This is a genomic window from Pseudoalteromonas sp. S8-8 (assembly GCF_000497875.1).
Lineage (GTDB): Bacteria > Pseudomonadota > Gammaproteobacteria > Enterobacterales > Alteromonadaceae > Pseudoalteromonas > Pseudoalteromonas arctica.
Map to the genome: position 1 here is coordinate 1 of NZ_AUTR01000001.1, position 25,749 is coordinate 25,749.

The 25,749-nt window shown below is 38.2% G+C and carries 23 protein-coding genes and 1 pseudogene (1 of these 24 only partly in view); 11 read left to right on the plus strand and 13 right to left on the minus strand.

Features of this window, described 5'->3' with window-relative positions:
- Nucleotides 1–522 precede the first annotated feature (522 nt).
- The 3 genes from L659_RS0100005 (at nt 523) to L659_RS0100015 (ending at nt 1,715) form a co-directional block, all read left to right on the plus strand.
- Nucleotides 523–801 (plus strand): type II toxin-antitoxin system RelE/ParE family toxin, encoded by a 279-nt coding sequence (locus L659_RS0100005; protein ID WP_024589150.1) that lies wholly within the window; start codon nt 523–525, stop codon nt 799–801.
- Nucleotides 801–1,094, plus strand: coding sequence for a HigA family addiction module antitoxin (locus L659_RS0100010; RefSeq protein ID WP_024589151.1), 294 nt, complete (start codon nt 801–803; stop codon nt 1,092–1,094). Before L659_RS0100005 ends, L659_RS0100010 begins: the two co-directional genes overlap by 1 nt.
- A 204-nt stretch (nt 1,095–1,298) precedes the next feature.
- Entirely contained in the window at nt 1,299–1,715 is a 417-nt protein-coding gene (locus tag L659_RS0100015) for an IS1096 element passenger TnpR family protein (RefSeq protein ID WP_024589152.1), read from the plus strand.
- 148 nt (nt 1,716–1,863) lie between these two features.
- On the opposite strand, the gene L659_RS0100020 is transcribed toward L659_RS0100015, so the two are convergent.
- On the minus strand, nt 1,864–3,054 hold the full coding sequence (locus L659_RS0100020; protein WP_024589153.1) for a PQQ-dependent sugar dehydrogenase: 1,191 nt from the start codon (nt 3,052–3,054) through the stop codon (nt 1,864–1,866).
- Here L659_RS0100020 and L659_RS0100025 point away from each other — a divergent pair.
- Nucleotides 3,039–3,491 carry a hypothetical protein gene (locus L659_RS0100025; protein WP_024589154.1) on the plus strand — a complete coding sequence of 151 codons (453 nt, stop codon included), beginning with the start codon at nt 3,039–3,041 and terminating at the stop codon, nt 3,489–3,491. The genes L659_RS0100020 and L659_RS0100025 overlap by 16 nt on opposite strands.
- A gap of 103 nt (nt 3,492–3,594) precedes the next feature.
- On the opposite strand, the gene L659_RS0100030 is transcribed toward L659_RS0100025, so the two are convergent.
- From L659_RS0100030 to L659_RS0100050, 4 genes are all read right to left on the minus strand, one after another.
- Nucleotides 3,595–4,794 carry an Nramp family divalent metal transporter gene (locus L659_RS0100030; RefSeq protein WP_024589155.1) on the minus strand — a complete coding sequence of 400 codons (1,200 nt, stop codon included), beginning with the start codon at nt 4,792–4,794 and terminating at the stop codon, nt 3,595–3,597.
- Between the two features lie 457 nt (nt 4,795–5,251).
- Complete coding sequence (locus L659_RS0100040; protein WP_024589157.1) at nt 5,252–6,514, minus strand: valine--pyruvate transaminase; 1,263 nt, start codon at nt 6,512–6,514, stop codon at nt 5,252–5,254.
- Nucleotides 6,515–6,649: 135 nt separating this feature from the next.
- A complete protein-coding gene (locus tag L659_RS0100045; RefSeq protein ID WP_024589158.1) occupies nt 6,650–7,309 on the minus strand; it encodes a glutathione S-transferase in 660 nt (219 codons plus the stop codon).
- A gap of 13 nt (nt 7,310–7,322) precedes the next feature.
- Nucleotides 7,323–9,617 (minus strand): peptidase U32 family protein, encoded by a 2,295-nt coding sequence (locus L659_RS0100050; RefSeq protein WP_024589159.1) that lies wholly within the window; start codon nt 9,615–9,617, stop codon nt 7,323–7,325.
- A 506-nt stretch (nt 9,618–10,123) separates the two neighbouring features.
- Here L659_RS0100050 and L659_RS0100055 point away from each other — a divergent pair.
- The 3 genes from L659_RS0100055 (at nt 10,124) to L659_RS0100065 (ending at nt 14,459) form a co-directional block, all read left to right on the plus strand.
- On the plus strand, nt 10,124–11,233 hold the full coding sequence (locus L659_RS0100055; RefSeq protein ID WP_024589160.1) for an endonuclease/exonuclease/phosphatase family protein: 1,110 nt from the start codon (nt 10,124–10,126) through the stop codon (nt 11,231–11,233).
- A 229-nt stretch (nt 11,234–11,462) separates the two neighbouring features.
- Nucleotides 11,463–13,850 carry a tetratricopeptide repeat-containing diguanylate cyclase gene (locus L659_RS0100060; RefSeq protein ID WP_024589161.1) on the plus strand — a complete coding sequence of 796 codons (2,388 nt, stop codon included), beginning with the start codon at nt 11,463–11,465 and terminating at the stop codon, nt 13,848–13,850.
- Nucleotides 13,851–14,039: 189 nt separating this feature from the next.
- Nucleotides 14,040–14,459, plus strand: a complete 420-nt coding sequence (locus L659_RS0100065; RefSeq protein WP_024589162.1) for an MAPEG family protein — start codon at nt 14,040–14,042, stop codon at nt 14,457–14,459.
- Between the two features lie 130 nt (nt 14,460–14,589).
- Here L659_RS0100065 and L659_RS0100070 read toward each other — a convergent pair whose 3' ends face one another.
- On the minus strand, nt 14,590–16,437 hold the full coding sequence (locus L659_RS0100070) for an ABC transporter ATP-binding protein (RefSeq protein WP_024589163.1): 1,848 nt from the start codon (nt 16,435–16,437) through the stop codon (nt 14,590–14,592).
- 97 nt (nt 16,438–16,534) lie between these two features.
- Nucleotides 16,535–17,371 carry a hypothetical protein gene (locus L659_RS0100075; RefSeq protein ID WP_024589164.1) on the minus strand — a complete coding sequence of 279 codons (837 nt, stop codon included), beginning with the start codon at nt 17,369–17,371 and terminating at the stop codon, nt 16,535–16,537.
- A gap of 450 nt (nt 17,372–17,821) precedes the next feature.
- Here L659_RS0100075 and L659_RS0100080 point away from each other — a divergent pair, with 450 nt between their 5' ends.
- A complete protein-coding gene (locus L659_RS0100080) occupies nt 17,822–18,289 on the plus strand; it encodes a GFA family protein (RefSeq protein ID WP_024589165.1) in 468 nt (155 codons plus the stop codon).
- 6 nt (nt 18,290–18,295) lie between these two features.
- Here the strand turns inward: L659_RS0100080 and L659_RS0100085 are convergent, their stop codons facing one another.
- Nucleotides 18,296–19,093, minus strand: coding sequence for a hypothetical protein (locus tag L659_RS0100085; protein WP_024589166.1), 798 nt, complete (start codon nt 19,091–19,093; stop codon nt 18,296–18,298).
- Between the two features lie 154 nt (nt 19,094–19,247).
- On the opposite strand from L659_RS0100085, the gene L659_RS0100090 reads away from it, so the two are divergent.
- From L659_RS0100090 to L659_RS0100100, 3 genes are all read left to right on the plus strand, one after another.
- Nucleotides 19,248–19,640, plus strand: coding sequence for a hypothetical protein (locus L659_RS0100090; protein WP_024589167.1), 393 nt, complete (start codon nt 19,248–19,250; stop codon nt 19,638–19,640).
- 118 nt (nt 19,641–19,758) lie between these two features.
- Nucleotides 19,759–21,162 carry a M28 family peptidase gene (locus tag L659_RS0100095; RefSeq protein WP_024589168.1) on the plus strand — a complete coding sequence of 468 codons (1,404 nt, stop codon included), beginning with the start codon at nt 19,759–19,761 and terminating at the stop codon, nt 21,160–21,162.
- A gap of 117 nt (nt 21,163–21,279) precedes the next feature.
- On the plus strand, nt 21,280–21,726 hold the full coding sequence (locus tag L659_RS0100100; protein WP_024589169.1) for a DUF4826 family protein: 447 nt from the start codon (nt 21,280–21,282) through the stop codon (nt 21,724–21,726).
- Nucleotides 21,727–21,790: 64 nt separating this feature from the next.
- On the opposite strand, the gene L659_RS0100105 is transcribed toward L659_RS0100100, so the two are convergent.
- The 5 genes and pseudogenes from L659_RS0100105 to mnmA all read right to left on the minus strand — a co-directional run.
- On the minus strand, nt 21,791–22,249 hold the full coding sequence (locus L659_RS0100105; protein WP_010552647.1) for a GNAT family N-acetyltransferase: 459 nt from the start codon (nt 22,247–22,249) through the stop codon (nt 21,791–21,793).
- 154 nt (nt 22,250–22,403) lie between these two features.
- Nucleotides 22,404–23,561: a ribosomal protein uL16 3-hydroxylase gene (locus L659_RS0100110; RefSeq protein ID WP_007580196.1), complete on the minus strand. Its 1,158-nt coding sequence runs from the start codon at nt 23,559–23,561 to the stop codon at nt 22,404–22,406.
- 88 nt (nt 23,562–23,649) lie between these two features.
- The gene (purB, locus tag L659_RS0100115; protein ID WP_024589170.1) at nt 23,650–25,020 is read right to left on the minus strand and encodes an adenylosuccinate lyase; all 1,371 of its coding nucleotides are present in this window, start codon (nt 25,018–25,020) and stop codon (nt 23,650–23,652) included.
- A gap of 31 nt (nt 25,021–25,051) precedes the next feature.
- Nucleotides 25,052–25,654, minus strand: coding sequence for a high frequency lysogenization protein HflD (gene hflD / locus L659_RS0100120; protein WP_024589171.1), 603 nt, complete (start codon nt 25,652–25,654; stop codon nt 25,052–25,054).
- Nucleotides 25,654–25,749: pseudogene (mnmA, locus tag L659_RS01000000122825) on the minus strand (tRNA 2-thiouridine(34) synthase MnmA); it runs 1,009 nt beyond the window's last position. The gene hflD and the pseudogene mnmA overlap by 1 nt, the downstream one beginning before the upstream one ends.

The following is a 25,749-nucleotide window of genomic DNA, read 5'->3' on the forward strand; positions in this document are numbered from 1 at the left end:
TCACAAGAAGGTTATTGTGAAAACTTAAACCGAAAGCGGCGAGCGAATATCAGTAACTGCGAAAAGCTACTGGCATAAAACTTAAACTACTCAGTAATAAATCACAACTGCATTATGCAGTCATTTTCATGCGTGTAATTTAGGTTTAACAGTGATAATTGCTTATTTAATGTGTAACGCGCGAGTAAAGATATAAAAAGAGGTGAACTCTTAGCCCAAAAAAGTAAATTTAGTGGCGCGCTAGATTAGTTTACAATTGGAGTGGCTGTCTAGTCTAATGCGATTTAGGTTTAAGAGTGATAGTTGCTTATTTACTGGATGAATGAAAGTAAGGTAGTCGTAAAAATCATTTATTAGCCAAAAAAAGTAAATCTTGTAGTGACACAGCTTTACTTGCTGAATTAGAGTAAGTTTCAAGCGCATGTTATCGGATTGTTTTTCCGCTGCGCTCCAAACNCCAGCCGTAAACGCGGGCGTTATATTTTTATCGACGACTGATGCGCATCACGCTATACTTGTGTCATGATTAAATCTTTCAAACACAAAGGCCTCAAAAAATACTTTCAAACAGGAAGTGTTGCTGGAATTCAGGCTAAGCATCAACGTAAATTACGGATGCAACTTACAGCAATAGATACCGCACAAGAAATTGATGATATCAATCTACCCGGTTTTAAATTGCACCCACTAAAAGGGGAACGTGATGGGGTTTGGTCTATTACTGTAAATGGTAACTGGCGCATTACTTTTGAATTTATCGATGGTAATGCATATATTCTTAACTATGAGGACTATCACTAATGACTATGCATAATCCACCACATCCTGGAGAGTTTATTTACGATGTATACCTAGAACCTTCAGGTTTTAGCTGTCGTTATTTAGCTAAACAACTAGATGTGGCATCATCTACTTTAAATAGGGTTCTAAAAGGGCAAAGTGCTATCTCTCCAGAAATGGCTCTTCGTTTATCTAAAGCAATTGGCAGAACTCCTGAGAGTTGGTTAGCAATGCAAGATAACTATGATCTTTGGCATGCTAAACAACAGATTAACTTAACAAATGTCCACGTAGTTGATTTTGCAGTGGCATAAAAAATATAACAAATTCCTAAGAGGAAAAATAACAGTTGGCTATCGCTCCGTGATTATAACCAACGAACAATAAACAAGACAGCCAATCTAAATTTTGCTGACGCAAAAAGCAAGTTTAGTGGCGCAGTATTATTTGTTTAATTAAATTATCCGTCTGTTTAATAGGCAGTTAATTCAATATAGGTAAGAGGGGGGAGTTTGGATATGATTGAGACGTTAAAGATAAAATTACTTGATGGTATGCACGCTTATAATGAATGGGAATGTGCTTTAGAAATCCCAATTGACTATAGTTTGGATGAATTACATCAGGCAGTTTTGTCTGCTGTAGACTTTGATGATGATCACATGTATGAGTTTTGTATAGGTAACTCTTATTACTCTAGAAGCGCGCAACGTATAGCATGCAATGAGGATAAGGTAACTCAAGAAACAATTGATAGCATATTCCCACAAGCTAAGGGTAAAAAACTCTATTATATGTTTGATTACGGTGATAGCTGGTTGTTTCAAATAAGTAAAAGTAGGAAAAAACGCTTTAGTGAAAAGCCTGATATATTTTATCCTAAAGTGGTACTCGAAAGTGGTATAAAACCGGAACAATACCCTGATGGAGATTGATGATTTTATCTAATTAGACAGTTGTAGAGCGCTGTGCTCAACTCGTTTTGACCACAGCTTGTATTCATTAGTATACCTTTTGTTTAACTCATTTTATGTTAGTCCACGGTTAAAACTACGTGCTCCAACCTAATATTAATAACGCCAATTACCTTGGTGTGACTAACATTAGCTTTGCCTCTTTACCGTCGGTTAATACCGCGATGTTCCCCTTAGTTGTAACAAACACATCCCTTAATCTACCCATTGCTTCAGGAAATACGTGAGACTGCGTAAATTCACCATTAGCCAGATTAACGCTGTAGAGCTTTTTATCAACAAGAGTAGTGATAAGCACATGTTGTTGTAATGAAGGAAAAGCTGCATGTTTAGAGCCGTAATACGCCATGCCTGATGGCGCTATTGATGGCGTCCAATTAACACTTGGTTTTTGCATGCCTTTATATTCGGTAAATGGTGAAATACGCGCTTGCGAGTAATCTTTGCCATAGGTGATTACCGGCCAGCCGTAATTAGTCCCAGCGGTTAAGTAGTTTAGCTCGTCACCGCCTGCAGGGCCGTGCTCGTGGCTAACAATTTGCTGCGTATCGTAATCATAAACTAAGCCTTGAGGGTTACGATGACCAAGTGAGTAAACAGCATGTGCATTTAGGTTTTTGTAATTAATAAATGGGTTATCTGTTGGTATGGTGCCATCTAGGTTTATACGTAATATTTTACCAAGTTGGCTGGTGATAACTTGTGCTTGCTCTCTAAAGTCAAAACCATCGCCCGTTGAAACTAATAACGTATTGTCGGGTAGGACAAGGGCGCGTCCTGCGTAATGTTGCGGTGTGTTTTTATCAGTCGCTACTTTATAAATAATGTTAGGTTTTGAAAAGTCAGTGCCATTAAACGTGGCTTTGGCAACAACAAGCCTGTTTGCGCTTGCATCACCTTGGGCATAAGTAAAAATAATTTCTTTTGAGTCGTTATAATCTGGTGATAACACAATGTCGAGTAAACCACCTTGGCCTGCAACGTATAAACCTGTTAGGTTTAATTCTACTCTTGATTGCACATTGTTTTTAACTATAACTACGTGACCATCACGCTCTGTAATTAACCATGTGCCGTTTGGTAGTTCAACCATGCTCCACGGAGACTGTAATTGCGTAGCCAGTGTTTTTGTACTGTATTGCTCCTTTGGTAACGTAGCATCTGCATTAACAGAAAGCGAAAAAAGCGAAAGCAAAGTAAAAAAAGAGATACATTGTTTACGGAGCAAGCCTTTGCTAGCATAACTAGTATAAGAGAAAAGCTTTATTTTAAGTTGAGATAACCATGTCGTTTTTAACACGTATATTGCCTTCATTTTTAGTTTCTTGGTTACTTACATTCACACTTGCTAGCTTGTTTCATAGCCAATACGTTGTCAATCAATTAGTTAATGTAGGTGTAGTGGTGGGCTTTAGTGATCGCGTTAGTTTAACGCTTGATGATTGGTTAGGCCTATTACCTACCTACGGCGCTATTATTGCCGTAGCACTTGCCATCGCTTTTTTTGTTACCGTAAAGCTTAATAAAAAGGTTCAAAAATACAGTACTCAGCTATTTGTAATTGCGGGCATTGTGGCATTTACTATTGTGTTAATTGCCATTGAATCAATTATGAATATTCATATTATAGCGGGCGCAAGAGGCTGGGGTTTTTATGCTCAACTGCTTGCAGGCGCGGTAGGTGGTTTGGCGTTTTCGCAATTAGTTAAGGCAACTAAAACCCAAAAAGCGTGTTAGCTGTGTGAATATAAATACGGCTTATACGTTATTTAGTGTTTAATAAATAAAGGCCGCTGTATATTGTAAACAGCGGCCTTTGAATATGACCTTTAGAATTTAATTAAAAAATTAAACTAATTAGTTTGTAGCTACTTAGCCCAAAAATTAGGATTAAAACGGGTAGGGTTACCAGGTTTAACACCAAAGAGTTAGTGTAGTTTCCCATAACCCCTTTTTGATTAACCAGCCATACAAGGTAGGTGCTAACAATAGGGAGTAATAACCCGTTAGCCGCTTGCGCGAATATAATCACCGCGACAGGGTCTAAACCGAGTGACGCCACCGCAGCACCAAACAATAAAATAACAATAGCAACGCCTTTAAAACGTGAGTTACCCATATCGTTTGACCAACCTAACATGCCACACACGGCGTAAGCACCTGCAAGTGGCGCTGTAATAGCACTTGTTAAACCTGCAGCAAATAAACCAATAGCAAAAAAGTAATGAGCGGCGTCACCAAGCAATGGCTCTAACTGCACGGCCATATTGGCCGCACTAATTTGCCCCGCATCGGTGCCATAAAATGCAACTGAAGCTGTAGATAAAATAGCTAAAGTGATCACACCGCCTAAAGTGATTGATAGGCTTGTATCAACATTTGTTTGTTTAATCACTTTTTGCATATCGCTGTTACTGTCGTGTCTAGCAGCGAGTACGCCGGAGTGTAAAAATAAGTTATACGGCACAATGGTAGTGCCAACTAAAGCGAGTATGGTTGTAATCGAACCCTCAGGCATACTAGGAATAAAACCTGCAAATACATCACCCAGTGAAGGGGCTGCCATTACAAGTGTTGAGATAAACACTAAGCTCATTAAAATAACGAGTAAAATTAGCGCGTTTTCAACCACTTTATGTTTACCGCTATACAGTAAAGCTGCACTTAAAAAAGCAATAAGTGGTGTCCATAGTTGGGAGTTAACTTGTGGGAATATTTCAATTAACCCCATGCTAGCGCCACTTAAGTTACCCGCTTCATAAGCTGCACTGCCCACACCAATGGCGCTAATGACTAAAAATATAGCTAAAGATTTAAATAAGGGCGTTTGAATATGTGCTCTGAGCGCTTGAGCTAAATCTTGCCCGGTAGCAACGCCAAGGCGCGCCGCCATAGATTGTAATAATATAGTGGCAACTACTGAAAACAGTAATGTCCATATAAGTGCAAAACCAAAGTTTGCACCTGCCACGCTGGCGGTAGTAATGGTCCCTGGTCCAATGAAGGCAGCGGTGACAAGTAGTCCTGGTCCTAATCGCATAATTGACCTTAATAGTGTTATTGCATGTTGCTATTTAAAGTTACATCTAACGTTTAAAACCAATATTTATACGCGATGCCTGTAGTGTTATTGCTGCCACTTTAATTAAGTGCCCTGCAGCGATAATCGCCCCTTGGCTGGTTCTTTTTTAATAAGCATATGTTATACCAATCCGCAATAATACTTAATCAATTTGAGGGATTAAATCTGACGCTAACTGCGTTAAAAATTTCTGATATAGAACAACTAAATAACGAAATTTTTGCTTGGTTATCGACACGATTTTCTCACCTCAGAATAGATCACTTAATTAAGCGAATTACTATTAAAAAAGGTCGAGTAGGATACCAACTTGTATATAAATTTAAAGGGGATACAGTGCGTTTACATGAATTTTAAACGAATATATAAGCGAGTTAAATGACTGATGCCGATATTAATATCGGCATCAGTATATTTACTTTATTAGGTTTTTAATCGCTTCTAAGCCTTTTTTTAGGGTATCTGCATCGGTAGCATAGTTAATACGAATACACTCGTGCTTGTGCGCCCAGCTATCGTCAATGCCGATAAAAAAGTTGTGACCTGGGATCACATACACGTCTTGCTCTTTAAGCTTTTGATACAACACCTCGCTTGTCATTTTTGCATCTTTAAACCACAGCCACATAAAAAATGCGCCTTCAACTTTGTGCAAATAAACAGGCAGTTCGGCAAATACTTCATCAAACAATTCAATCGCTATGTGTGCTTTATTACGATAAAAAGGCAGTACAACATTGCGGCACAGTGGCAGTAGTTCGTTGTCGTTAATTAAGCGTGTCACTAAGCTTGGGCCAATACTATTTGGCGATAAAACCATACTGCCATTTACGCGGCCAATTGCTTTAATAATCTCATTGTTTGCAACCACAATACCGCTGCGTAAACCTGGTAGGCCAAGTTTTGAAAGTGACATACATAAAATAATGTTTGAGTTCCACGTTAGGTTTGCGTCGGTGTAAATACAACCTGGGAACGGATCGCCGTACGCGTTATCAATAATGAGTGGAATACCATATTGCTTAGCAAGCAAATCAAGGTGTTTTACTTCATCGTCGGTAATTACATTACCTGTTGGATTGGTAGGGCGTGATACGCACAGTGCGCTTATGCTGCTGTCGTTTGCTAGTGTTTTTTCAACTGCTTTAAAATCAATTACGTATTTAAACTGTTTTGATGTGCTGCCTGTATTTAAAATTTCGATATCAGGCTTTATGGCAACAAACATATCAGCCGATAAACCTTGCTCGGCATAACCTATGTACTCTGGCGCAAGGGGAAATAAAATCTTTTTGCGGCTGCCATCAGGCATTTCGCCTGCCAACATATTAAACAGCACAAAAAAGTTAGCTTGACTGCCATTACCAAGCGCTATGTTATCGGCGCTAATATCCCATGCATACTCTTTACTTAGCTGGCCTGCTAATGCAGCTCTAAACTCGTCGTTACCGGTAGGGCCATCGTAAAGGCCAAATACTTGCGATACCTTGTTACTGGCAACGAGTTTTTGTAATTCACTTAAAAAAACCTCATTTACTTGTGGTACTAGTGCGGGGTTACCGCCACCGAGCATAACAATATTAGGATTATTGCTGTTTTTAGCACCGCCTAAATCTTCCATTAACTGAGTAATGCCGTTGGGTTGTGTGAATTTAGTGCCAAAGTTTGAGTAGTTCATAATGCATAGCGTTTGTTAGTAATGGGGAGGGCATTATAGCGTAAATAAATGGCTTAAATTCGATGATGAGAATAATTCAATGCTTAGCTTTGTAGCTAGCTATGACAATGTAATTTCTATAAAACAAAGGCTAAGTTAAGATTTTTTAACGCCGTACAAAAACTCTTCGCCGCAGTCCATATACAAATCAAATTTGGTCATAACTTTGGTAAACATGGGGGCGTGCAAAAACTCGTTTAACCATGCGCGTACATACGTGTATTCACTTTGTAAGTACCAGTGTTTATCTACGCGGGTAAACTGTCTAATAAATGGCAGCAGGGCATAATCGGCTAGACTTTTTTCATCGCCCATTAAGTATTTATGCGTGGTTAGTTTTGCTTCAAATTGCTTAATAAACTCTTCGCAGGCTTTTTGGTAATAAATTTGTGCCATGTCTTTTGTACGAGCATAAAATTTGTACTTTTCGAGCACGGGTTTAAATTGCGTGTCGTTTAGCTTAATTAACTCAAGCATGCGCTCAAGTGCTAATGGGTCTTGAGTATGCAGTAAATTATACGGATCGTTTTGTTTGAGCGCCCAGAGCATAATGTCTAGACTTTCATCGATTACTTGATTATTCGGCAGTAATAAAACAGGCACCGTGCCTTTTGGCGATATTTGCAAAAGATGCGGTGGCTTATTTTTAGTTTTTATAGCGCGTAGAAGCACGTGTTGCTCTGCCATTAAAATACCCATTCGTGCGCGCATTGCATATGGGCAGTGTTGTAATGAATATAATAATGGCAGTGTCATTTTAATACTTACCTTAGCTGTTTAAGCCTTCAACATATTGCTGACGTGTTTTTACTTTCACCATGTGATTTAACTGATCAGCTGCTTGTGTTTGCCCGCTAATTAAATCCTGAAAATGCGCAAGTAACACGGCTTTATCGAGTTTTTCTTTATCGCCTGAGCCAATGTCGGTTAAATCAATCATAAACTCGTCAAACTTGTCGGCATAATCGGTCACAATATCCATATTTAAAAATTGCTCGTGGTTATAAATGCTCGGGTAGCCGCCTTTTTGTTTATCAATTGCAAAGCTAATGCCTTTAACATTGGTAACGGTTGTTTCTTTTTTACAGCTCAGCATACAGCTTGCGTCAATACGTGGTTTTTTACAGCCAACGGTTTGCTGGAAAAAACACTGACGGCTGGTCATCATTAGTATTGGATGATAAATGCTGTACATCATTTTAAAGTTGTTAGGGCGTTTAATACTACGCATTTGTGGTTTGTTTATTTCGTTTGAAATAAACGCGCCTTTTGCGTTTAAATCTTCTTGTAGTGTTAGTAACGCATAAGAGTTTGTAGTGTTTAATAATGGACCTGCAATCCAGTCAAGACCCATTTGCACGGCTTTAAATGCAACGCCTGTGTTGTTACTAATAATAAGCTTAGGTTTTACAACCTCGAGTAAACGTACCGCTTCTTCAAAATCTTTACCAATTAATACCGCCGGGAACCAAGGAATTAACTGCGGGTGCTCTAAAAATACGTTGATGTATTTATCGTTATCGGTTCTAAAGCTCTCAGGTAATTTAAAGTAAACATCGCCATTTGTTAAATCACATAGGTGAACGTCTTTTATGTCCGATATTAAAATAGAGAGTGTTGTTTTGTTTTTATCTGCTTTTTCGTGGTTTACTAGTTTAGGCAGTTCAACAGGGGCGAGTACGTCTTTACCTTCGTTTAATAAAAACGCGACTTGCTTCTTAATGCGGGCAAGCTCTTTAAACGGAATGCTTAAGTTGTTGCCTAAGTTTGAGTAATCCATATTTTTAATTTCAAAATTGGCATTACTAAAGCTTTTAAAGCGTTTATCAATAGCAGCAATATCAACAACCGATTTATCGGCGGTTTGCATAGGCATTTGCGATTGAACTTCAAAGCGTAGAGGCTCTTTTTCGTTTTTATTCGAAAGCGTAATATCGTTTTTATCTTCAATAATTATGTTTACAGTGAATGGCTGATTTAATTGCCCTGAAAATTCTAATGTAAGCTCGCGCTTTGAAATATCCAAAAATTCAATTTTCTTTTTAACTAACGAATCAATTTCACTTTTTTGAGTGGAAAGCTCTTGCTGAGCATCGTAAATTTGCACGACCGAAATTGCATTGTTTTTTTCGTTAGCGTGATCAAAGCTATGGTCGCGCGGGTTATCGGTAAACATGTTTTTGGTCATGTCGCCGGTTAAAAACTTATTGGTAAAGTTACGGTTAAACACTTTGTATAAGCTTGAATCGTCTTCAATTAGGTTACCGGTTTGTACAAAGGTATCTATTTGTTTGCGCCAGCTATCAATAACCGTATGTACGTAGTTAGCGCCTTTAATACGGCCTTCTACTTTTAACGAATCAACACCTGCGGCTACCAGCTCTGGTAGGTCAAAATAAGCTGAATTATCTTTTAAATTTAGTGGATGTTTGTTACCCATCGCCGTTGGCTCGTATTCATCACGACACGCTTGCGAGCAGCGACCACGATTACCCGAGTTACCCACACTTACTGAGCTTGAATAACATTGCCCTGAAAACGCAATACATAATGCGCCGTGCACAAATACTTCGGTTAATACGTCGCATTTATGCGCTACGTCGGTCAGTATTTTAATTTCAGTTAAGTTAAGCTCGCGCGATAAATTTACGCGTGTAGCGCCAATGCGCGCTAAAAACTCAACCTGTGATTCGTTATGCGTAGTTAACTGAGTTGATGCGTGAATATGCAAAGTAGGAAAGTGCTTTTTAACTATATTGAATAACCCTAAATCTTGCACAATAATGCCATCGAGCGTGGTATTTACTAGCTGATTTAATAGCTTAAATAGCGCACCCATTTCGTGCTCTAATATAACTACATTTAGCGTTAAAAAAATCTCACAGCCGTATTCATGGGCTAGGCGAAGTGCGCCGTTAAGCTCATCAAACGAAAGATTAGACGCTCGGTTACGTGCATTAAAGGTATCTAACCCACAATAAACCGCATTAGCACCGGCTACAATGGCGGCTTTTACCGCGTTTACATCACCGCCTGGGGCTAATAGTTCAATCTTTCTACTCATGACAACTTCACTTCGCTCATATTTAATTGCCGCGAATTTTATCTGGTTAAGCACGTTAATGCTATTTATTGAGGGATATAATAAAGACTAATACCAATTCGCTTAATTAAGTGATCTATTTTGAGGATGGAAAAACGTGTTGATAGCTAGGCAAAAAATTCGCTATTTAGTTGTTCTCGGCAATTGCTCCTGCATTGCTCTATCTTCTACATCCATGCAGTCGTAAATGAGAATTTTTTAACACAGGTAGCGACACGTTTAGCCCCGCAAAATGATTAAGTATTATTGCGGATTGGTATAGAATAAAAGAGTGTATAAAATTACAATTAAGCTGGCTGATTTATTACGTAAACATGTAATAAAATGATAGTTTATAAGCAAGCAACACTTTCAACTTTACTTAGGCGATACCCATCAGCAATCAAGATCTTAAACAGTTAGATACAGATTTAAACCGTGAAGAATCTGTAATTATTAACACCCAACTAAAAATAGCCACATTTAACCTGTTTAACTATCTTGAGCCACCCAATGCATACTATGAGTTTGAGAAAATTTATACCGCGCAACAGTGGGCTAAAAAGCAGCGTTGGATTGCTGATTACTTAACAGAACATGCGCCTGATGTGATTGGTTTTCAGGAAGTGTTTAGTATTGATTCGTTAAAAGAGCTAGTTGCTGAGCAAGGCTATAATTACTTTGCGGTGGTAGATACACCAGAGGTAATTGATGACTTTATTTATAAGCGCCCCGTAGTAGCAATTGCCTCTAAATATCCCATAGTTGAGGTAGCAGCGGTTGAACACGATAGTGAGCTTGCAAGTACGCTTGGCCTTAATAGTGAGTTTACTTTTAGTCGTAAGGTATTGAGAGCGACCGTTACTTTGCCGCACATAGGCAATACTGATTGTTATGTGGTGCATTTTAAATCTAAGCGCCCTATGATTAATGTTGATGAGCACAACAAAGAGCTAGCGCCCGAGCAAAACATAATTGAGATTTTAAAGGCGAATGTAGCGGGTGGTTGGGGCTCAACTATTCAGCGTGGCAGTGAAGCTACATTGCTAATGATACAAATGATTACTCGCCGCGAAGCTACGAAACAACCCATGCTATTAATGGGGGACTTTAATAATGAACTTGCGGATGGCGTATTAAGCCATTTACTGACGAGTACGCTACGCTTTGCACCTGCGTTTGACGCTAAAACCTACTTAGCAAAATATTGTCTAAATGATTCATGGGATTTGTTTGTTAAGTCGCAGCTAAGTAATGATGAGGTTTTTAGCGATGAAGCAATAACAAACGATGAACAAAGTGATTGTGATAGCAATAACAGCGAGATTGCTGATTCAGCGGATAAAAGCCAAGTAAAAAATATAAATATAACAAAGACAGCACCGTTAAGGCCGCCAACACATTATTATGGCGCGAGCAGCTCTGTGCTTGATTACATTTTATTGTCGTGTGAGTTTGACGCTAGTTACGATGACAGCTTTTTTGAAGTAAGCACTTATAACACTTACGACAGGCACTTAATAAATCCCGAGTATGAGCGTGATGATTTAACTACCGACCACGGTGTTGTATTGGTTACCCTTAAACTGAGAAGCTAGGTTTTCTCATTTAGTAAGTTACAGCGTACGATTAAGCTAAAAAAGAATTAAGCTGCAATATGCATAATTATGCTAAAATCATAAATTAACAATTACCCATATTGCAGCGAAACTTGACCTGCAGTCTTTATGTGTATATTTTATCGCCAGAATTTTTGCATTAAATTAATAACAAATCACTAAAATGGTAAATATGGAATTTTACACTTACTCGTATCACACGCGAAAGATGGACTTAACTTCGCAAGTACACACTTTCTTCGTAAATCGAATTTATAATTCTAAATTGTTAGTGAAAGCTTTGTTTTTTGCTTTGTTTATTAGTTTAAGTAGCGCTTACGCACAAGAAACCACCTCATACAGTTTAACTAATGAATCTAATGCAGGGCTGCTAAAAAGAGCTGAATTACTTATAGATACTGACGTTATAACAAGTATTGAACTAAGTAAGTCGTTGTTGTCACAAGCGCAAAGTGCTGATGACACGTTACTCAGCGCAAAGCTACATAACTTGCTAGGTAGGGCGAATAAAAAAAATAACAATATTAATGAATCACTCGAGCACTTTTTACAATCCTCTGTTTACTACAGCAAATTAAATGATTCACGAAACCAAATAAAGGCGTCTATTAATTATATAAATATATTATTAGAAGAAAAACGTTATGACGAACTTACTACCCGCATTGAAACTTTATTACCAACAACCCTTGTGTATGGCGATGACTTTTTTATAGCGCAAGTGCTCCTTACTAAGGGGGATTCGTTTTATGAGCAAAAAAAGTACAATAACGCGAACGCGCAATATACATCTGCTTTAAAATACCTTGTTGACGAAGACGAATTAATACAAAGACAGTTAGGTGAAACGTATAAAAAATTAGCTCAGTCGTACAAACGCCTCAAAAATAGAGAGCAAACGGCTCACTTTTATACAAAAGCTTTAGAAATATACACAAGTTTAGGTGATTTAAAGCTAATGGCGCGTACTTTAAATACACTAGCAGAAGCACATCGTTATTTAGATAACTTAGTTTTAGCCCTTGATTACTCCACTCGCGCATTAGAAATACATAAAGACATTGACGATCCTGCCGGCTTTGCTAAGGCATTACTAGGGGCGGGTATTATTTATCGTCATATTAATCTTTATGAAAAATCACTTGAACATATAAATGAGGCATATTTATATTATAAAAAAGTAAATAACATGCTTGGGATTGCTAAAACATCAAATCAAATGGGACTGGTATATACACGATTAAGGCAGTTTGATCAGGCCGAATTTTTCTATCAAATAACTATCGATTTGCCAAAAGGTATGGTCGAGGAAAAAACGCTCGCTTCAGCTTTAAGAGAAATGGCTGTTATTAACCTCGAATCTGGCGACTTAGCATCAGCAATGCAATATGCTAAAAAAGCTTATATCACTTATAAAAACAAAAACCTTACATCGTACATTTCTACAACAGCACGTATTATTGGTAATATTTATCGTGCCCAAGGAAATAACAACAAGGCTATAGAGTATTACAAAGAGTCATTGTCGTTTGCCAGAGAAACAGGTGGTAAACTTTATGAGATAAAGTCGCTTACTGCGCTTGCGGGCATTTTAATTGGTATTGATACAAATGAGGCGATTTCCTTACTGAAAAGGTCACTCGCTTTATCAACCGAAATAGATGATAAATTACATATGCTATATGCCTATCGTGAAATTCGAATAGCAGAAAAATTGCGTGGTCGTATAGAAGAGTCACTTCGTTATGCAGAAGAAGAAATAGCCCTAACCGATATTATTCAAAATGAAAGAAATGAAGATAAATTGGCGCTTGAAAAAGCACATTTACATTCGCACAAAATGGAAATAGAGCTTGAGACGTTAAGAGAAAAAGAAAAACGCCATCAGCTTGAGCTTGAAAAGAAAAATAATCAAATTGAAATCGCCGCCCAAGCTAGAGTTATATCAGAGCTAGAGCTTTCAAAGAATAAATACGCCAGTATTGCGCTCGCATTTTTATTAGCCGCTTGTTTAGCTATTGTATTACTGGTTTATAGAAGTTTTATTGCCTCTAAAAAACGTAATGAAGAGTTAGACTATTTGGCAGCAAGAGACCCTTTGACCAATTGTTATAACCGTCGTATTTTATTTGAGGTTATGAATCGCGACTTTTTGGATTTACCTCCGATTGAAGAGTACTGTATTTTAATGGTCGATATTGATCATTTTAAAAGCGTTAACGACACCTATGGGCATAGCATTGGCGACACAGTACTTTGTGGCGTAGCCGAACTTTTACAAGCTAATATACGTAAAAGTGATAGCGTGGCCCGTTTTGGTGGCGAAGAATTTTGTATTATTTTGCCCAACACAACTCAAGAGCAAGCAATACGTATAGCTGAGGCTATTCGTATTAAAGTTGAAAAAGCGACATTTGATGATATTCCTGTTACGTGTAGCTTTGGGGTTACGTCTATTAAATTTAAAGCCAGAACACCTTCTGAGTTGATTGAACAGGCTGATTTAGCTCTTTATGAGGCTAAGTCTTTGGGGCGTAATCAGGTAGCGTTATGGGATGCTTCGCTTGAAGAGTTTAAACTTTTTAGATCGGAGTAAACCCAGCAGTATACAGTTTAGTTTTGATGTTATTTTTTTAAATTATAACAAGTAAATTTTATACAACGCTGTGTGTTACTTACATATGTAATTAGGCTTATTAAATTAACCCTTTGAATATCAGTGTATTAACTTAGGCTTTAAAATTGCAATCAATACTAAGTTAAAAACAAAACAAGGGATTTAATAATGACTGAAGTTGCACTTTCGGCCTATTTGGCATTTTACCTCTATTTAATTATGTTGCTTGTACAGTGGGCTGTGGCTACGTTTAGCAAAGCTAAAGAACCAAATGCTGTACCAGGTAAAATTGACGAGGATTTATCGCACGACAGCTTTATATTTAGAGCACATCGTACGTTTCATAATACGCTTGAAAACAGTGCATTATTTATAGGTACGGTGTTATTTGCGTTTGTAATTAATTATCAAAGCCCGATTTTTGCAATGTGTATTTGGGTGTATTTAATTGCGCGTTTAATTCACATGGCGCTGTACTACGCTATAGCAACGGAGAAAAACCCAAGCCCACGTAGTTACTTTTTTTTAATCGGCGTACTTGCTAATGTGGTTATGCTGATAATGATAGGGTTAAGACTAATCTTTTAATTTATAAAAAAGTTATAAACTCTATTTATAACTTTAAACAAAAAAGCGAAGAGCCTTTAAGGCATCTTCGCTTTTTTGTTTAGATAGCAGCAGAATATAAACCACGTCTACAGTAAGGTAATATTAATGGCTAATCGACGCCTATAAACCCACCCGTTTGGTGAGTCCAAAGAGCGGCGTAAATCCCGCCTTTAGCGATTAGTTCTTCATGAGTGCCTTGCTCAACTACGCCGCCGTCATCAAGTACAATTAATCTATCCATTTGTGCAATGGTTGAGAGCCTATGCGCTATGGCAATTACTGTTTTGCCTGTCATTAAGTCATCAAGGCTTGCCTGAATTGCTGCTTCTACTTCTGAGTCGAGTGCGCTGGTGGCTTCGTCGAGTATAAGTATGGGGGCATTTTTAAGTAGTACACGTGCAATAGCAATACGTTGGCGCTGACCGCCCGAAAGCGTAACACCGCGTTCGCCCACTTGTGCATCAAAGCCTTTATTACCTTTGCTGTCGACCAAGTCGTTTATAAACTCAAGCGCCTTAGCTTGTTTGGTCGCGTTGATCATCTCATCGTGGGTTGCATCAGGACGACCGTACAAAATATTGTCTTTTACTGAACGATGAAGCAAGGAGGTATCTTGCGTTACCATGGCTATATATCTGCGTAGGCTTTCTTGGCTAACGTCTGTGATGTTTTGCCCATCAATTTTTATTGTTCCAGAGTCGGTATCGTAAAAGCGCAGTAATAAGTTAACAAGTGTTGATTTACCCGCGCCAGAGCGACCGACTAAACCAATTTTTTCACCAGGTTTAATATTTAAGTTTAAACCGTTCATTACAGGGCTGCGATTAGTCTCGTTTGCAGCTTTGCCGTAGTTAAAGTGTACGTTGTTAAACTCAATAGCACCTTGGCTTACGTTAAGCTTATCAGCATTTGGTTTATCGGAAACCTCGATAGGGTTTGACAGTGTTTTCATACCATCGGCTACGGTGCCAATGTTTTCGAACAAGCTGCTTATTTCCCACATGATCCATTGCGCCATACCGTTTAATCTGAGCGCTAAGCTAACAGCAACTGCAATGGCGCCGGCGCTAATTGCACTAAGTGACCATAAATAAAGTGATACAGCGGCAACCGAAAATACTAATAGGTAATTTAAGCTTTGAATAACAAAGTTTAAGCTGGTTACTAAGCGCATTTGCTTGTACACAGGCTGTAAAAATACATCCATGCTTTGTTTTGCGTATTGCTCTTCACGCTGGGTATACGAAAACAATTTAATAGTTGAAATGTTAGTGTAACTATCAACAATACGGCCGGTCATTTCTGAGCGCGCATCGGCTTGTGAGCTGGCAATTTTTTTAAGGCGCGGTACAAAGTAAAGTTGCACGCAAATGTATAAAACCAACCAAACTAATAAAGGGATCATTAAGCGCCAATCGGCTTCGGCAACTAAAAATACCATTGAGCCAAAATAAACCACTATATACATTAATACATCGAGTAGTTTGGTCACTGTTTCGCGAACGGCTAAAGAAGTTTGCAGTACTTTGGTGGCTATTCTTCCTGCAAATTCATTTTGATAAAAGCTAACACTTTGGCGCAGTAAATAACGATGCGCTAACCAGCGAATCGACATAGGGTAATTGCCAAGCAATGCTTGGTGCAAAATAGCAGAATGAAAAAATACGACTACGGGCAATACTAATAGCAGCATGACAGCCATTTTAATAAGCTCTGACTTTTGCTCTACAAACAAGGTTTCGGGCGTGTAGGTTGTTAACCAATCAACAAGCTGCCCCATATAGCTAAATAAAGAAACCTCTAAAATAGCGAGCATGGCGGCACTGATTGACATAAGCAGCAACGACAGTTCCATTCCTTTGGTGTAGTGGCGACAAAAAGCAAATAAAGTCGAAGGCGGCTGAGTAGGTTGATCCTCAGGAAATGCTTTTGTCATTTTTTCAAATAATCGATACATTTTAAAAACTTAAATGGCAAATAATGGTGGGTATCATACCATTTAAGTATTTTTAAATGCAGGTTTGTGGGGCATTAATTATGAGTGTTATTCTTATTTATTGCGTTGGGTTACTTAGGTTTCTTCCTTCGCTCATGTATAAATCGTCATATCTGAGACCACCATTTCCGTAAGGCTTTTTAATTGGGCCTGTATTACAGTTTGCTAAAAAGTATATAAGAGGTTGTTCGCGCTTCATTCTAAATTGTGCATTTTTATATACCAGCGTTTGACTGTTAAACTCACCACCTTTTACGTAAACATCATATTGCTGACCTTGCTCTGAGGCTGCTGCGTTATTAACAACGTACCATACGTCGTACCAAGTATTTGTTTGCAGAGGTTTAGCTGACTGGTTTGTAGTGTAGTTTTGAATGTTGCTATATCCGCTGTCGGTTTTAACCATTAAAGCGCCATCGTTTACAAACCCGTTTGATTCTGTTTTATCGGTTACGCGAAGTGTTGGCTCAAACGCATCGTACGCATGTTTATTTATTAGCGCTGGAGAAAGGTTACTCAATCCAAAAGCATGGTTATTAGGAAACGCAGCCACGTTTATACGCATATAAAATGTGTAGGTGGCGCCAACTTCAACCGCTTGTGGAAGTTTTGTATAAGAAAGCGCTTTACGATTTCCTACAATGCCCTCAGCCGCAGGCTTTTTGAGTAAATAATGATTTGTTGATGCAGATGCTTGTTCTGATTGTATAACTGTTATTTGTGGATTTTTAACCTGTGGCTTAGTTTCATTTTGGGTATCGACACTTTGCCACTTGCTAAGTGAATTTTCAAAGTTATCAATAAGTAGCCAATCGCTCGATGTACTTTTTTGAATGGTTGAACATGCTGATAGCGTGCTAAACAAACATAGAATTAAAATGTGTTTGGAAGACATAATTGGCTCTCGTAATATTATTGATATTTGGTTAACCAATTTAAATTTTGGCTATAGTTTTTATTGAGAGTTATGTAACCAATTTAATGTTTTTATGTCAATCATTAAAGCAATACGTAATGGCGTGGGAACTGCGAAGATATAAAAATTATTATTCCATTCAGAAAATTAACCAGTAAACTTATCCATTAAATCAACTCAGCAAATTTCAGCTGAGTTTAAAATAATTTAATAGTTAGGATGTTATATGTATATGGGTTCGTGTTTGTGCGGTGAGGTAAGGGTTGAAGTGTCGGGCAGTATAACTAGGGCGTGTTGATCTTTATGGATTGAAATTTGTTCAATCTAGGGGCGATTTAATCGCGGCGCAAGGTTTGTAACCTAGTGGGCTAAGTAAAAACCGAGCAACAAAGAGTCAATCGTCCCTAGAAAGAACCCAAAGGGCAGCGCATGTTTGGCATCTATGCTGCGTTATCGCCTATGTATGGGGAACAACCACATATCATAGGCTCTGCCTTGCCTAAATACCAAACACACTGCTGCAAATTCAACCACCAAAGAACAACACGCCCTACTATTATCCATTGCCATTGTTCACTGTGCAGAAAAAACAGCGGGACTGCATTTGCAACCAATGGCTTTGTAAATACAGATGACTTTACAATAACTAAAGGGCAGGCACTACTTAGCGAGTATAGTTTTAAAGTAGGGCGTACTCGTTACTTTTGTAAATGTTGTGGCTCGCCGGTTTATAGTAGCAATAATGATGACAAAAGCAGAATACGAATTCGTTTAGGAATATTTGATAGCGATATTACTGAGCAGGTATTATCGCATAATTTTGTTACGTCTAAAGCTAACTGGGAGAAGTTAGAAACAAGCTTACCGTGCTATGAAAAACATGAACCTGGACGGTAACACGTTTTATTCAATGTGGTAAATGCTGTTAATACTTTTATAAAGGTTTGGTGCAAAATTTATAAACACAGGTGAGTTTTGTATTTCATCAACGTTTATGTGCATTAATGTTTGCTGGCTTAGTATGATCACTATATTTTTGTATTCGTTAAACTCTATTATCGCTAAGCACTTAAAATGTTGCCTTAAAAGTACTAAAAGCATTTGCAGCTCTTGGCCAGTTTGTGGGTTTAAATTAATGATTACTTGCGTATTTTGCTCACTGCAGCGATTTATATTTTGCCAAAAGCTATCGCTGGTTAAAAAAGGCTGGTGATATTCACCACTAAAAATATCGATAGTGATTACGTTAAAGTGATCAGTGCATTGGGTAATATATTGTTCGGCGCATTGTAAATAGGTGCTGTGCTTAATTGGTAACTTAAAGTGCTGGGCAGCAATTAAGGCAATGTTTGGGTTTATTTCTACCGTGTTAAATGTATTGATGGTGTTTATGTAAGGCGTATTACTTTGTAAGTGATACATAATTCGCTCAAACCCTGCAGTGCCTAAACCTAGATTTAATATATTTAGTGTATCTACCAGTTTAAGTAAAAATAACATCATACACTGGTTTACAGGTACTATTACTTGCTCAGGGTGTATTAGGTTCATAACGCCTTGAACTGTTATGTCTTCATTGGTTTTTTGTGCAAGCGTTAACCACCGGTATTCTTTATTTTGATACACGCATACGGGGCCGTATGCACTTTGCTGCGACTCAATAAGGTTACTTTTAACTGTATCTTCTTTTAGCTGACGCATAACTTAAACTATTAATATATAAACAATGACAGTGTGCCACGAAAAACACATTTTTTAATAGATTATTGTGTAACAAGGTTTGTAATTTAACCTCAAAATATAATATTATATTATATTAGCAATTAATTAGTTAGACGTTATTCAAGGATTGAAAATGAGAACATTTATTTGCGCCGTTCATTTTGTGTGTGCTCAGTGGATGAAAAAATTAGACTCAAGAAATAAAAATACGGCCATAAATGCTGCAGCATTGTTAGCCATGATATCTACTGTATATAGTTTTCTTTTAGCTATGACGTTTGACATTCACTACTTAGATAAAATAATCAGTACTTTTAAGCAAAACCCTTTACTTATTGGTGCTCTATTTTACGCAATCGTAATTGGAATTGTGTTTTTAATTTTGGGTGATTTTAACGGTTATAGAAGTAGAGTTAGATCTTGTATAAATAAAGGGAGCTTTAAAAAATATATTTTAGGAATAAAGCTGTGGATGTTTGGGTTAATTCCTATGACCGGTATTATGTTGATTGTACGACTCAATTAACTCTCTAACTATTACTATAACTGCGCTTTAGCGTGCTCCTTTCTGCATCTACCTCAAATGTGTTGCCATAAAATCCTAGTTAAGTAATGGTTACACTATAATAATTAGGAGCTAATAGATGCTTAAAACACCTTTGAAAATCACAACAACGTTACTCAAATTTACTGCAATTGCAGGCGCTTGCACACTTGCATTATCAGCACATGGTGAAACGCAGTTACAATATACCGACCAACAAAAGTTACACGATATAGCAAGTGAAGTGTCGGCTACCCGTATCGGTAGTGACATTCAAACGCTGGTGGATTTTGGTACTCGCCATACGCTTTCAGAGACTAAATCGGATACTCGAGGTATTGGTGCGGCTAGGCGTTGGATAAAAAAAGAATTTGAAAAAATATCTGTACAGTGTGGTGGTTGTCTGGAAATTATTGAAGTAAAGGACACTATATCGGGCGAAAAACGCATTCCTAATCCTGTTGAAGTGGTTAACATAGTGGCTATTCAACGTGGGTCGAGCGAGCCTAATCGCATGGTGATGATGTCGGGTGATATAGATTCACGTGTAAGTGATGTTATGGACTTTACTAGCGACTCTCCTGGGGCAAATGATAATGCATCGGGCGTGGCAGGAGTAATAGAAGCAGCTCGTGTTTTAAGTAAATACAAATTTAATGGTTCGGTAGTTTACGCGGCGCTTTCGGGCGAAGAGCAAGGTTTGTTTGGCGGTAAAATATTAACGGCTTATGCACAAAAGCATAACTGGCAAGTTCATGGTGTTTTAAACAACGATATGATTGGCAATATTACCGGTATTAATGGGGTAACTGATAACACGACTGCACGTATATTTTCAGAAGGTACCCGTGTTGTAGAAACAAAAGAGCAAGCTAATACTCGCCGCTTTACAGGTGGTGAAGTTGATTCTGCGAGTCGTAATTTAGCTCGCTACATAGATACTATTGCTGACAGATATATTCCTAATTTAGATACAATGCTTGTATATCGATTAGATAGATTTGGCCGTGGTGGGCATCATCGTCCATTTAATGATGCAGGTTTTGCAGCGGTGCGTATTATGGAAACTAACGAGCACTACGATCGTCAGCATCAAGATTTACGCACTGAAAATCGTGTTGAGTATGGCGATACCATTGAAGGTGTTGATTTTGACTATACGGCTAAGTTAACTTCACTTAATGCGGTAACGATGGCGTCTATGGCGTGGGCACCCGCACCGCCAAAAGAAGTTAAAATAAAGGGCGCTGTTACAGCTGATACGTCGTTTTCATGGGAAGAAAGCAGTGATGAAAATATTGCTGGCTATAAAATTTATTGGCGTTACACGAGCGAGCCGCAATGGCAGTTTAGTAAATACGTTGGTAAGGTTTCACAGTACACACTTAAAAACGTAGTGATTGATAATTATTACTTTGGTGTAGCCTCTGTTAGTAAAGACGGTATTGAGTCTCCAGTAGTTTTTCCGGGTGATGTAGGTTCGTTTGATCACAATATAAAATAATAGTTTGGCTAAAAACATAGCAAACAGAGCGCTTTAAGGTGCAAATGACCGTTTTATACTTGCACCTTATTTACTAAGCCCTTAGAGTGTTAAAAAAGAAGTAAAAGGTTATTAAAAATGCAACAACAAGAAAAAAAGCCGTTAACAGCAAAAGAGCAAGTTATAACTGATGGGCAAAGAATGCAGTGGCAACGCGAATGTTTTCAAGCAGCGCAAAAATATTTAGCCGAAAAGGGCATTATGCCAAAATCAGTAGTTGATAAAGACAGCCGATTTTTAGCACCACTTTGTGCAATGTGGAAATTTAAAGCCCAAAACGGTAAAACATATTGGGTAGTAACAGGGCGATTACCTACAGATCATGCTGAAGTAAGTGCAGCTACAGATGCTCGCGATGCAATGCGTTATTTTTCTTTGCAGTGGCAATTAAAAGCGGATCAAATTATGAGTACAGGCGCGCGTGATAAAACGCAGGTAGATTTTGCTAACTTACTTATAAATAGAGCACATGGTTTGTACGAAATGTATGATAATGAACCGCTGTGGGCTAATGAACCAAAGTAGCTACAGTTTGGGTTAAGTAACAATGTAGAGGGTGATAGCTTATTTATTGCCCTTTATATTTTAATTAATGTACAAGTGTGAAGGGGGTTGTATTAAACGCCGAAACAGAGCATTGCATACGTTGCCTAGGAATTCCCGCCTCCATAAAAACATTTCCTTGCTGAATAAAGCCATTTCGCTTAAAGCGCTCTACCTCATTTAAAATACAATTAATGCTTACTTCTTCTATACCTTGGTTGGAAGCTAATTCAACAATAAAGTTGAGAAGCGATTTATATACTTTGCGATTACGGTGTTCGGGTAATACCGCTATTCTGCCGATTAAGCCATCCGTACACAGCCGACCTGTTGCAATAGGGCAGTTTGCATCGTCTGTAACAAGTACATGTAATGCAATTTTATCTAGGCTATCAAATTCGATGTGCTTGGGGATATGTAACTCGTAAACAAAAACTCGTTCTCGAATTTTTTGTAGCATATCTTTTTTTATATCCCATTCAACCTTATCAACCAGATAGCCCATTGCAAACTCCTATTGATACCCAATTAAAATGAGTAAGCAATCACAGCAAAATTATTTAAGCCAATATCAGGTGAAAATTAAAATTTTTAACTAACCTGTATATATAATATTTTACGCTGCAAAATGCTCACCATTATTAATAAAATTGGTATTATTACTCTTGGTCTATATTAAACCAAAGCCCCTCATTAACAAGTGTAGTAAAAGTTTGAGTAAAAACTAAACTTGGGTTTGTTAAATTTAATGCTGAACTTTCAAATTCAGTATTATCGGTAAGTAGTTTTACCGCCGCTAAGTCAGTTAATGGCATAGCGTAATTTTCACCGTTTACACTTAATAACACTTCGGTATCGAGCTGCTGATAAATAGCACGCGTGCCACCTAAACGCTCAAACACAGTTTCTTCATCACTTAAATCATCGCTTATTTGCTCAGGTGTAAATGGAGGTTCTACTGGTGCTAAATCCATTTCATGTTTGGGCTGACTAAGCGTTGAGCCTAACCATTGTTTAAATAAATCGTCATTTTCTAAAAGTGCCGCCATCAATGTTTTAACTTTATCAACTTCAAGGTTTGTAAGTTCACCTTTTGATTTTCTGAGCGTGATGTTGTGATCCGTATAACGCTTTTGGCCACTTTCGGTATCAATAATATGATCGGCAAAGCTTGAGAGTAAATCTTGTTGATTTGGCGCTCTAAAACCAACTGAATAATTTAGTGCATTTTCTACAGCGTAACCTTCGTGAGGGCACCCTGGTGGAATATATAAAATATCGCCTGGTTCTAATATGCAATCTATTACGGCTTCAAAAGGTTCAACTTGCAGTAACTTTTTGTTTTGAGCAAACTGTTTAAGTGTTGGATCAGGCAGGCCTACACGCCAATGGCGTTTACCTTCGCCTTGAATAATAAATACGTCGTATTGGTCTAAATGTGGACCAACACCACCATTAGGCGTTGAATAGCTGATCATTAAATCATCTATGCGCCAGTTTGGAATAAACCTAAATGGTTCTAGCAGTTGTGCAGCATCGCTATGCCAGTGATCAACTGCTTGCACGAGTAAAGTAGAGTGATCGTCTGTTAACTGCTCAAAGTCTTCAAATGGACCTTGGTGCGTTTGCCAGTCATTTTTATGATTGGTGATAATACGTGACTCTATGCTTTCTTCCATTGCTAGGCCGGCAAGTTCATTAGCATCAAGCGGGTCTTGAAAATTAGCAAAACCTTGTTTGATTAAAAGCGGCTTTTTTTGCCAAAAATGGCTTAAAAACTCTTGCTCAGACAAATTATTTATTTTTAATTGATACATACATTATGCCTACTAGTTAGTGCAATGGGGTTAAAACAAAAAAAGCGAAAGGATGATCCTTTCGCTTTTTAAAAGAGCAATTTAGTTTTTAAACTAAATCATCAATAAACTCAACAGCACGACCAATGTAATTAGCAGGTGTTAGTTTTTTCATTTCTACTTTAGCGTGCTCTGGAAGGTCTAAACCATCGATGAAGTCCGCCATTATTTCTTTGTTTACACGTTTACCGCGTGTTAAATCTTTAAGTTTTTCGTATGGTTTTTCAATGCCATATTTACGCATAACCGTTTGAATCGGCTCGGCTAGTAATTCCCAGTTTTGATCAAGCTCGTCAGCTAAACGTTGCTCGTTTACTTCAAGCTTACTTACACCTTTAAGCGTTGATTGGTATGCAATAATTGCATAACCCATACCTACACCTAGGTTACGTAATACGGTTGAATCAGTAAGATCACGCTGCCAGCGAGAAACTGGTAATTTTTGTGCAAGATGAGCAAAAATAGCATTTGCTAAGCCTAAGTTACCTTCTGAGTTTTCAAAATCAATTGGGTTAACTTTATGTGGCATTGTTGATGAGCCAATTTCGCCAGCAATTGTTTTTTGCTTAAAGTGGTTAAGGGCAATGTAACCCCACATGTCACGATCAAAATCTAACAATATAGTGTTAAAACGTGCAATTGCGTCAAACAACTCTGCAATATAGTCATGCGGTTCAATTTGTGTAGTAAATGGGTTTAGTGTTAAACCTAAGCTTGATACAAATTTATCTGCATGTGTGTGCCAGTCGTAATCTGGGTATGCGCTAAGGTGAGCGTTGTAGTTACCAACAGCACCATTAACTTTACCTAGCATCTCTACTTGTGCAATTTGCCCGCGTTGACGTTTTAAACGCATATATACGTTAGCAAACTCTTTACCCATAGTTGATGGTGTAGCAGGTTGTCCGTGCGTACGAGTCATCATTGGGATTGTTTTGTATTCAATTGCTTTAGCTTTAATTGCGCTTAAAAGTTCATCGCAATAAGGAAGTAAAACATTTTTACGCGCTTCGCTTAGCATTAAACCATGAGATAGATTGTTAATATCTTCTGAAGTACAAGCAAAGTGAATAAATTCGTTTATTGCATGAAGTTCACTGTTATCGGCGACTTTTTCTTTTAGTAGGTATTCAACCGCTTTAACATCGTGATTTGTAGTGCGTTCTATATCTTTAACGCGTTGTGCATCAGCTTCACTGAAGTTATCTACAATGGCGTTTAGAAGTGCATTAGCTTCTTCGCTAAATGCAGGTACTTCTTTAATATCGCTTGCTGCAGCTAACGCTTGCAACCAACGCACTTCAACAATTACGCGGTATTTGATTAAGCCAAATTCGCTGAAAATACTGCGCAGTTCAGTGGTTTTGCTGCCGTAGCGACCATCCACTGGAGAGATAGCCGTTAACGCTGAAAGCTCCATAATAACTCCTAAATTTTAGTTTGAACGATAGTTAAATTTTTGTTTTAGCAATGGCGAGTATTTTTCTTTTTGCAAAGAAAAAGTGACGGCGTTTACCGCCCATTTGTCGCCATAATACTGCACTTCTAATGCCGGCTAATAATAACGCACGGATTTTATTTTGAGTGAGCTGCTGTTTTAATAACTCGGGTTTGCCATAAACCTGTATTCGGTGCCCAAGGGGGCTCAGCACCGACGAGTATATATCTGCTAAACCGGCAACAACGCTCTCATCGGTAATAGCAAAGTGGTCTAAACGACGATGAATATCATCAATTCGTTTACCTAATTCGTTTAAGCTTTTGTCGTTTGCACTTAGTGCTCGCTCAAGCTGCATTAAACCACCTACGTACTTTACAATTTCAACATCTTTTTGAGCGCCTGCGGTTAGCTGCGCCATTAATGTTTTGTAACCATCACGTAAGTTGTCAGTACCTTGGTAAACATCTTCTGGCGATGCCGGAGATGTTTGAATAATACTTGAAAGTAATATTTCTAAATCATGTTCGTTATTGTTGCCATATTGGGCAATTTTTTGAACTTGTTTAGCAGCCTGGCACATGGCGGCAAGCGCCATGACTTGGTGTTCATTCATTACTTAATCACCGAATCAATAATACCGCCACCTAAACAGATATCTTCTGCGTAAAATACGGCAGATTGACCAGGCGTCACTGCTTTTTGTGGCTC

Bases quoted from the DNA above. Each gene is read 5' to 3' on its own strand.
- L659_RS0100040 (WP_024589157.1), bottom strand. From the start codon at position 6,514: ATGAACTACTCAAACTTTGGCACTAAATTCACACAACCCAACGGCATT.
- L659_RS0100075 (WP_024589164.1), bottom strand. From the start codon at position 17,371: ATGTCTTCCAAACACATTTTAATTCTATGTTTGTTTAGCACGCTATCA.
- L659_RS0100105 (WP_010552647.1), bottom strand. From the start codon at position 22,249: ATGGGCTATCTGGTTGATAAGGTTGAATGGGATATAAAAAAAGATATG.
- L659_RS0100070 (WP_024589163.1), bottom strand. From the start codon at position 16,437: ATGTATCGATTATTTGAAAAAATGACAAAAGCATTTCCTGAGGATCAA.
- L659_RS0100065 (WP_024589162.1), top strand. From the start codon at position 14,040: ATGACTGAAGTTGCACTTTCGGCCTATTTGGCATTTTACCTCTATTTA.
- hflD (WP_024589171.1), bottom strand. From the start codon at position 25,654: ATGAATGAACACCAAGTCATGGCGCTTGCCGCCATGTGCCAGGCTGCT.
- L659_RS0100080 (WP_024589165.1), top strand. From the start codon at position 17,822: ATGTTTGGCATCTATGCTGCGTTATCGCCTATGTATGGGGAACAACCA.
- L659_RS0100100 (WP_024589169.1), top strand. From the start codon at position 21,280: ATGCAACAACAAGAAAAAAAGCCGTTAACAGCAAAAGAGCAAGTTATA.
- L659_RS0100005 (WP_024589150.1), top strand. From the start codon at position 523: ATGATTAAATCTTTCAAACACAAAGGCCTCAAAAAATACTTTCAAACA.
- L659_RS0100090 (WP_024589167.1), top strand. From the start codon at position 19,248: ATGAGAACATTTATTTGCGCCGTTCATTTTGTGTGTGCTCAGTGGATG.
- L659_RS0100030 (WP_024589155.1), bottom strand. From the start codon at position 4,794: ATGCGATTAGGACCAGGACTACTTGTCACCGCTGCCTTCATTGGACCA.
- L659_RS0100025 (WP_024589154.1), top strand. From the start codon at position 3,039: ATGTCGTTTTTAACACGTATATTGCCTTCATTTTTAGTTTCTTGGTTA.
- L659_RS0100015 (WP_024589152.1), top strand. From the start codon at position 1,299: ATGATTGAGACGTTAAAGATAAAATTACTTGATGGTATGCACGCTTAT.
- L659_RS0100085 (WP_024589166.1), bottom strand. From the start codon at position 19,093: ATGCGTCAGCTAAAAGAAGATACAGTTAAAAGTAACCTTATTGAGTCG.
- L659_RS0100095 (WP_024589168.1), top strand. From the start codon at position 19,759: ATGCTTAAAACACCTTTGAAAATCACAACAACGTTACTCAAATTTACT.
- L659_RS0100050 (WP_024589159.1), bottom strand. From the start codon at position 9,617: ATGAGTAGAAAGATTGAACTATTAGCCCCAGGCGGTGATGTAAACGCG.
- purB (WP_024589170.1), bottom strand. From the start codon at position 25,020: ATGGAGCTTTCAGCGTTAACGGCTATCTCTCCAGTGGATGGTCGCTAC.
- L659_RS0100045 (WP_024589158.1), bottom strand. From the start codon at position 7,309: ATGACACTGCCATTATTATATTCATTACAACACTGCCCATATGCAATG.
- L659_RS0100060 (WP_024589161.1), top strand. From the start codon at position 11,463: ATGGACTTAACTTCGCAAGTACACACTTTCTTCGTAAATCGAATTTAT.
- L659_RS0100010 (WP_024589151.1), top strand. From the start codon at position 801: ATGACTATGCATAATCCACCACATCCTGGAGAGTTTATTTACGATGTA.
- L659_RS0100110 (WP_007580196.1), bottom strand. From the start codon at position 23,561: ATGTATCAATTAAAAATAAATAATTTGTCTGAGCAAGAGTTTTTAAGC.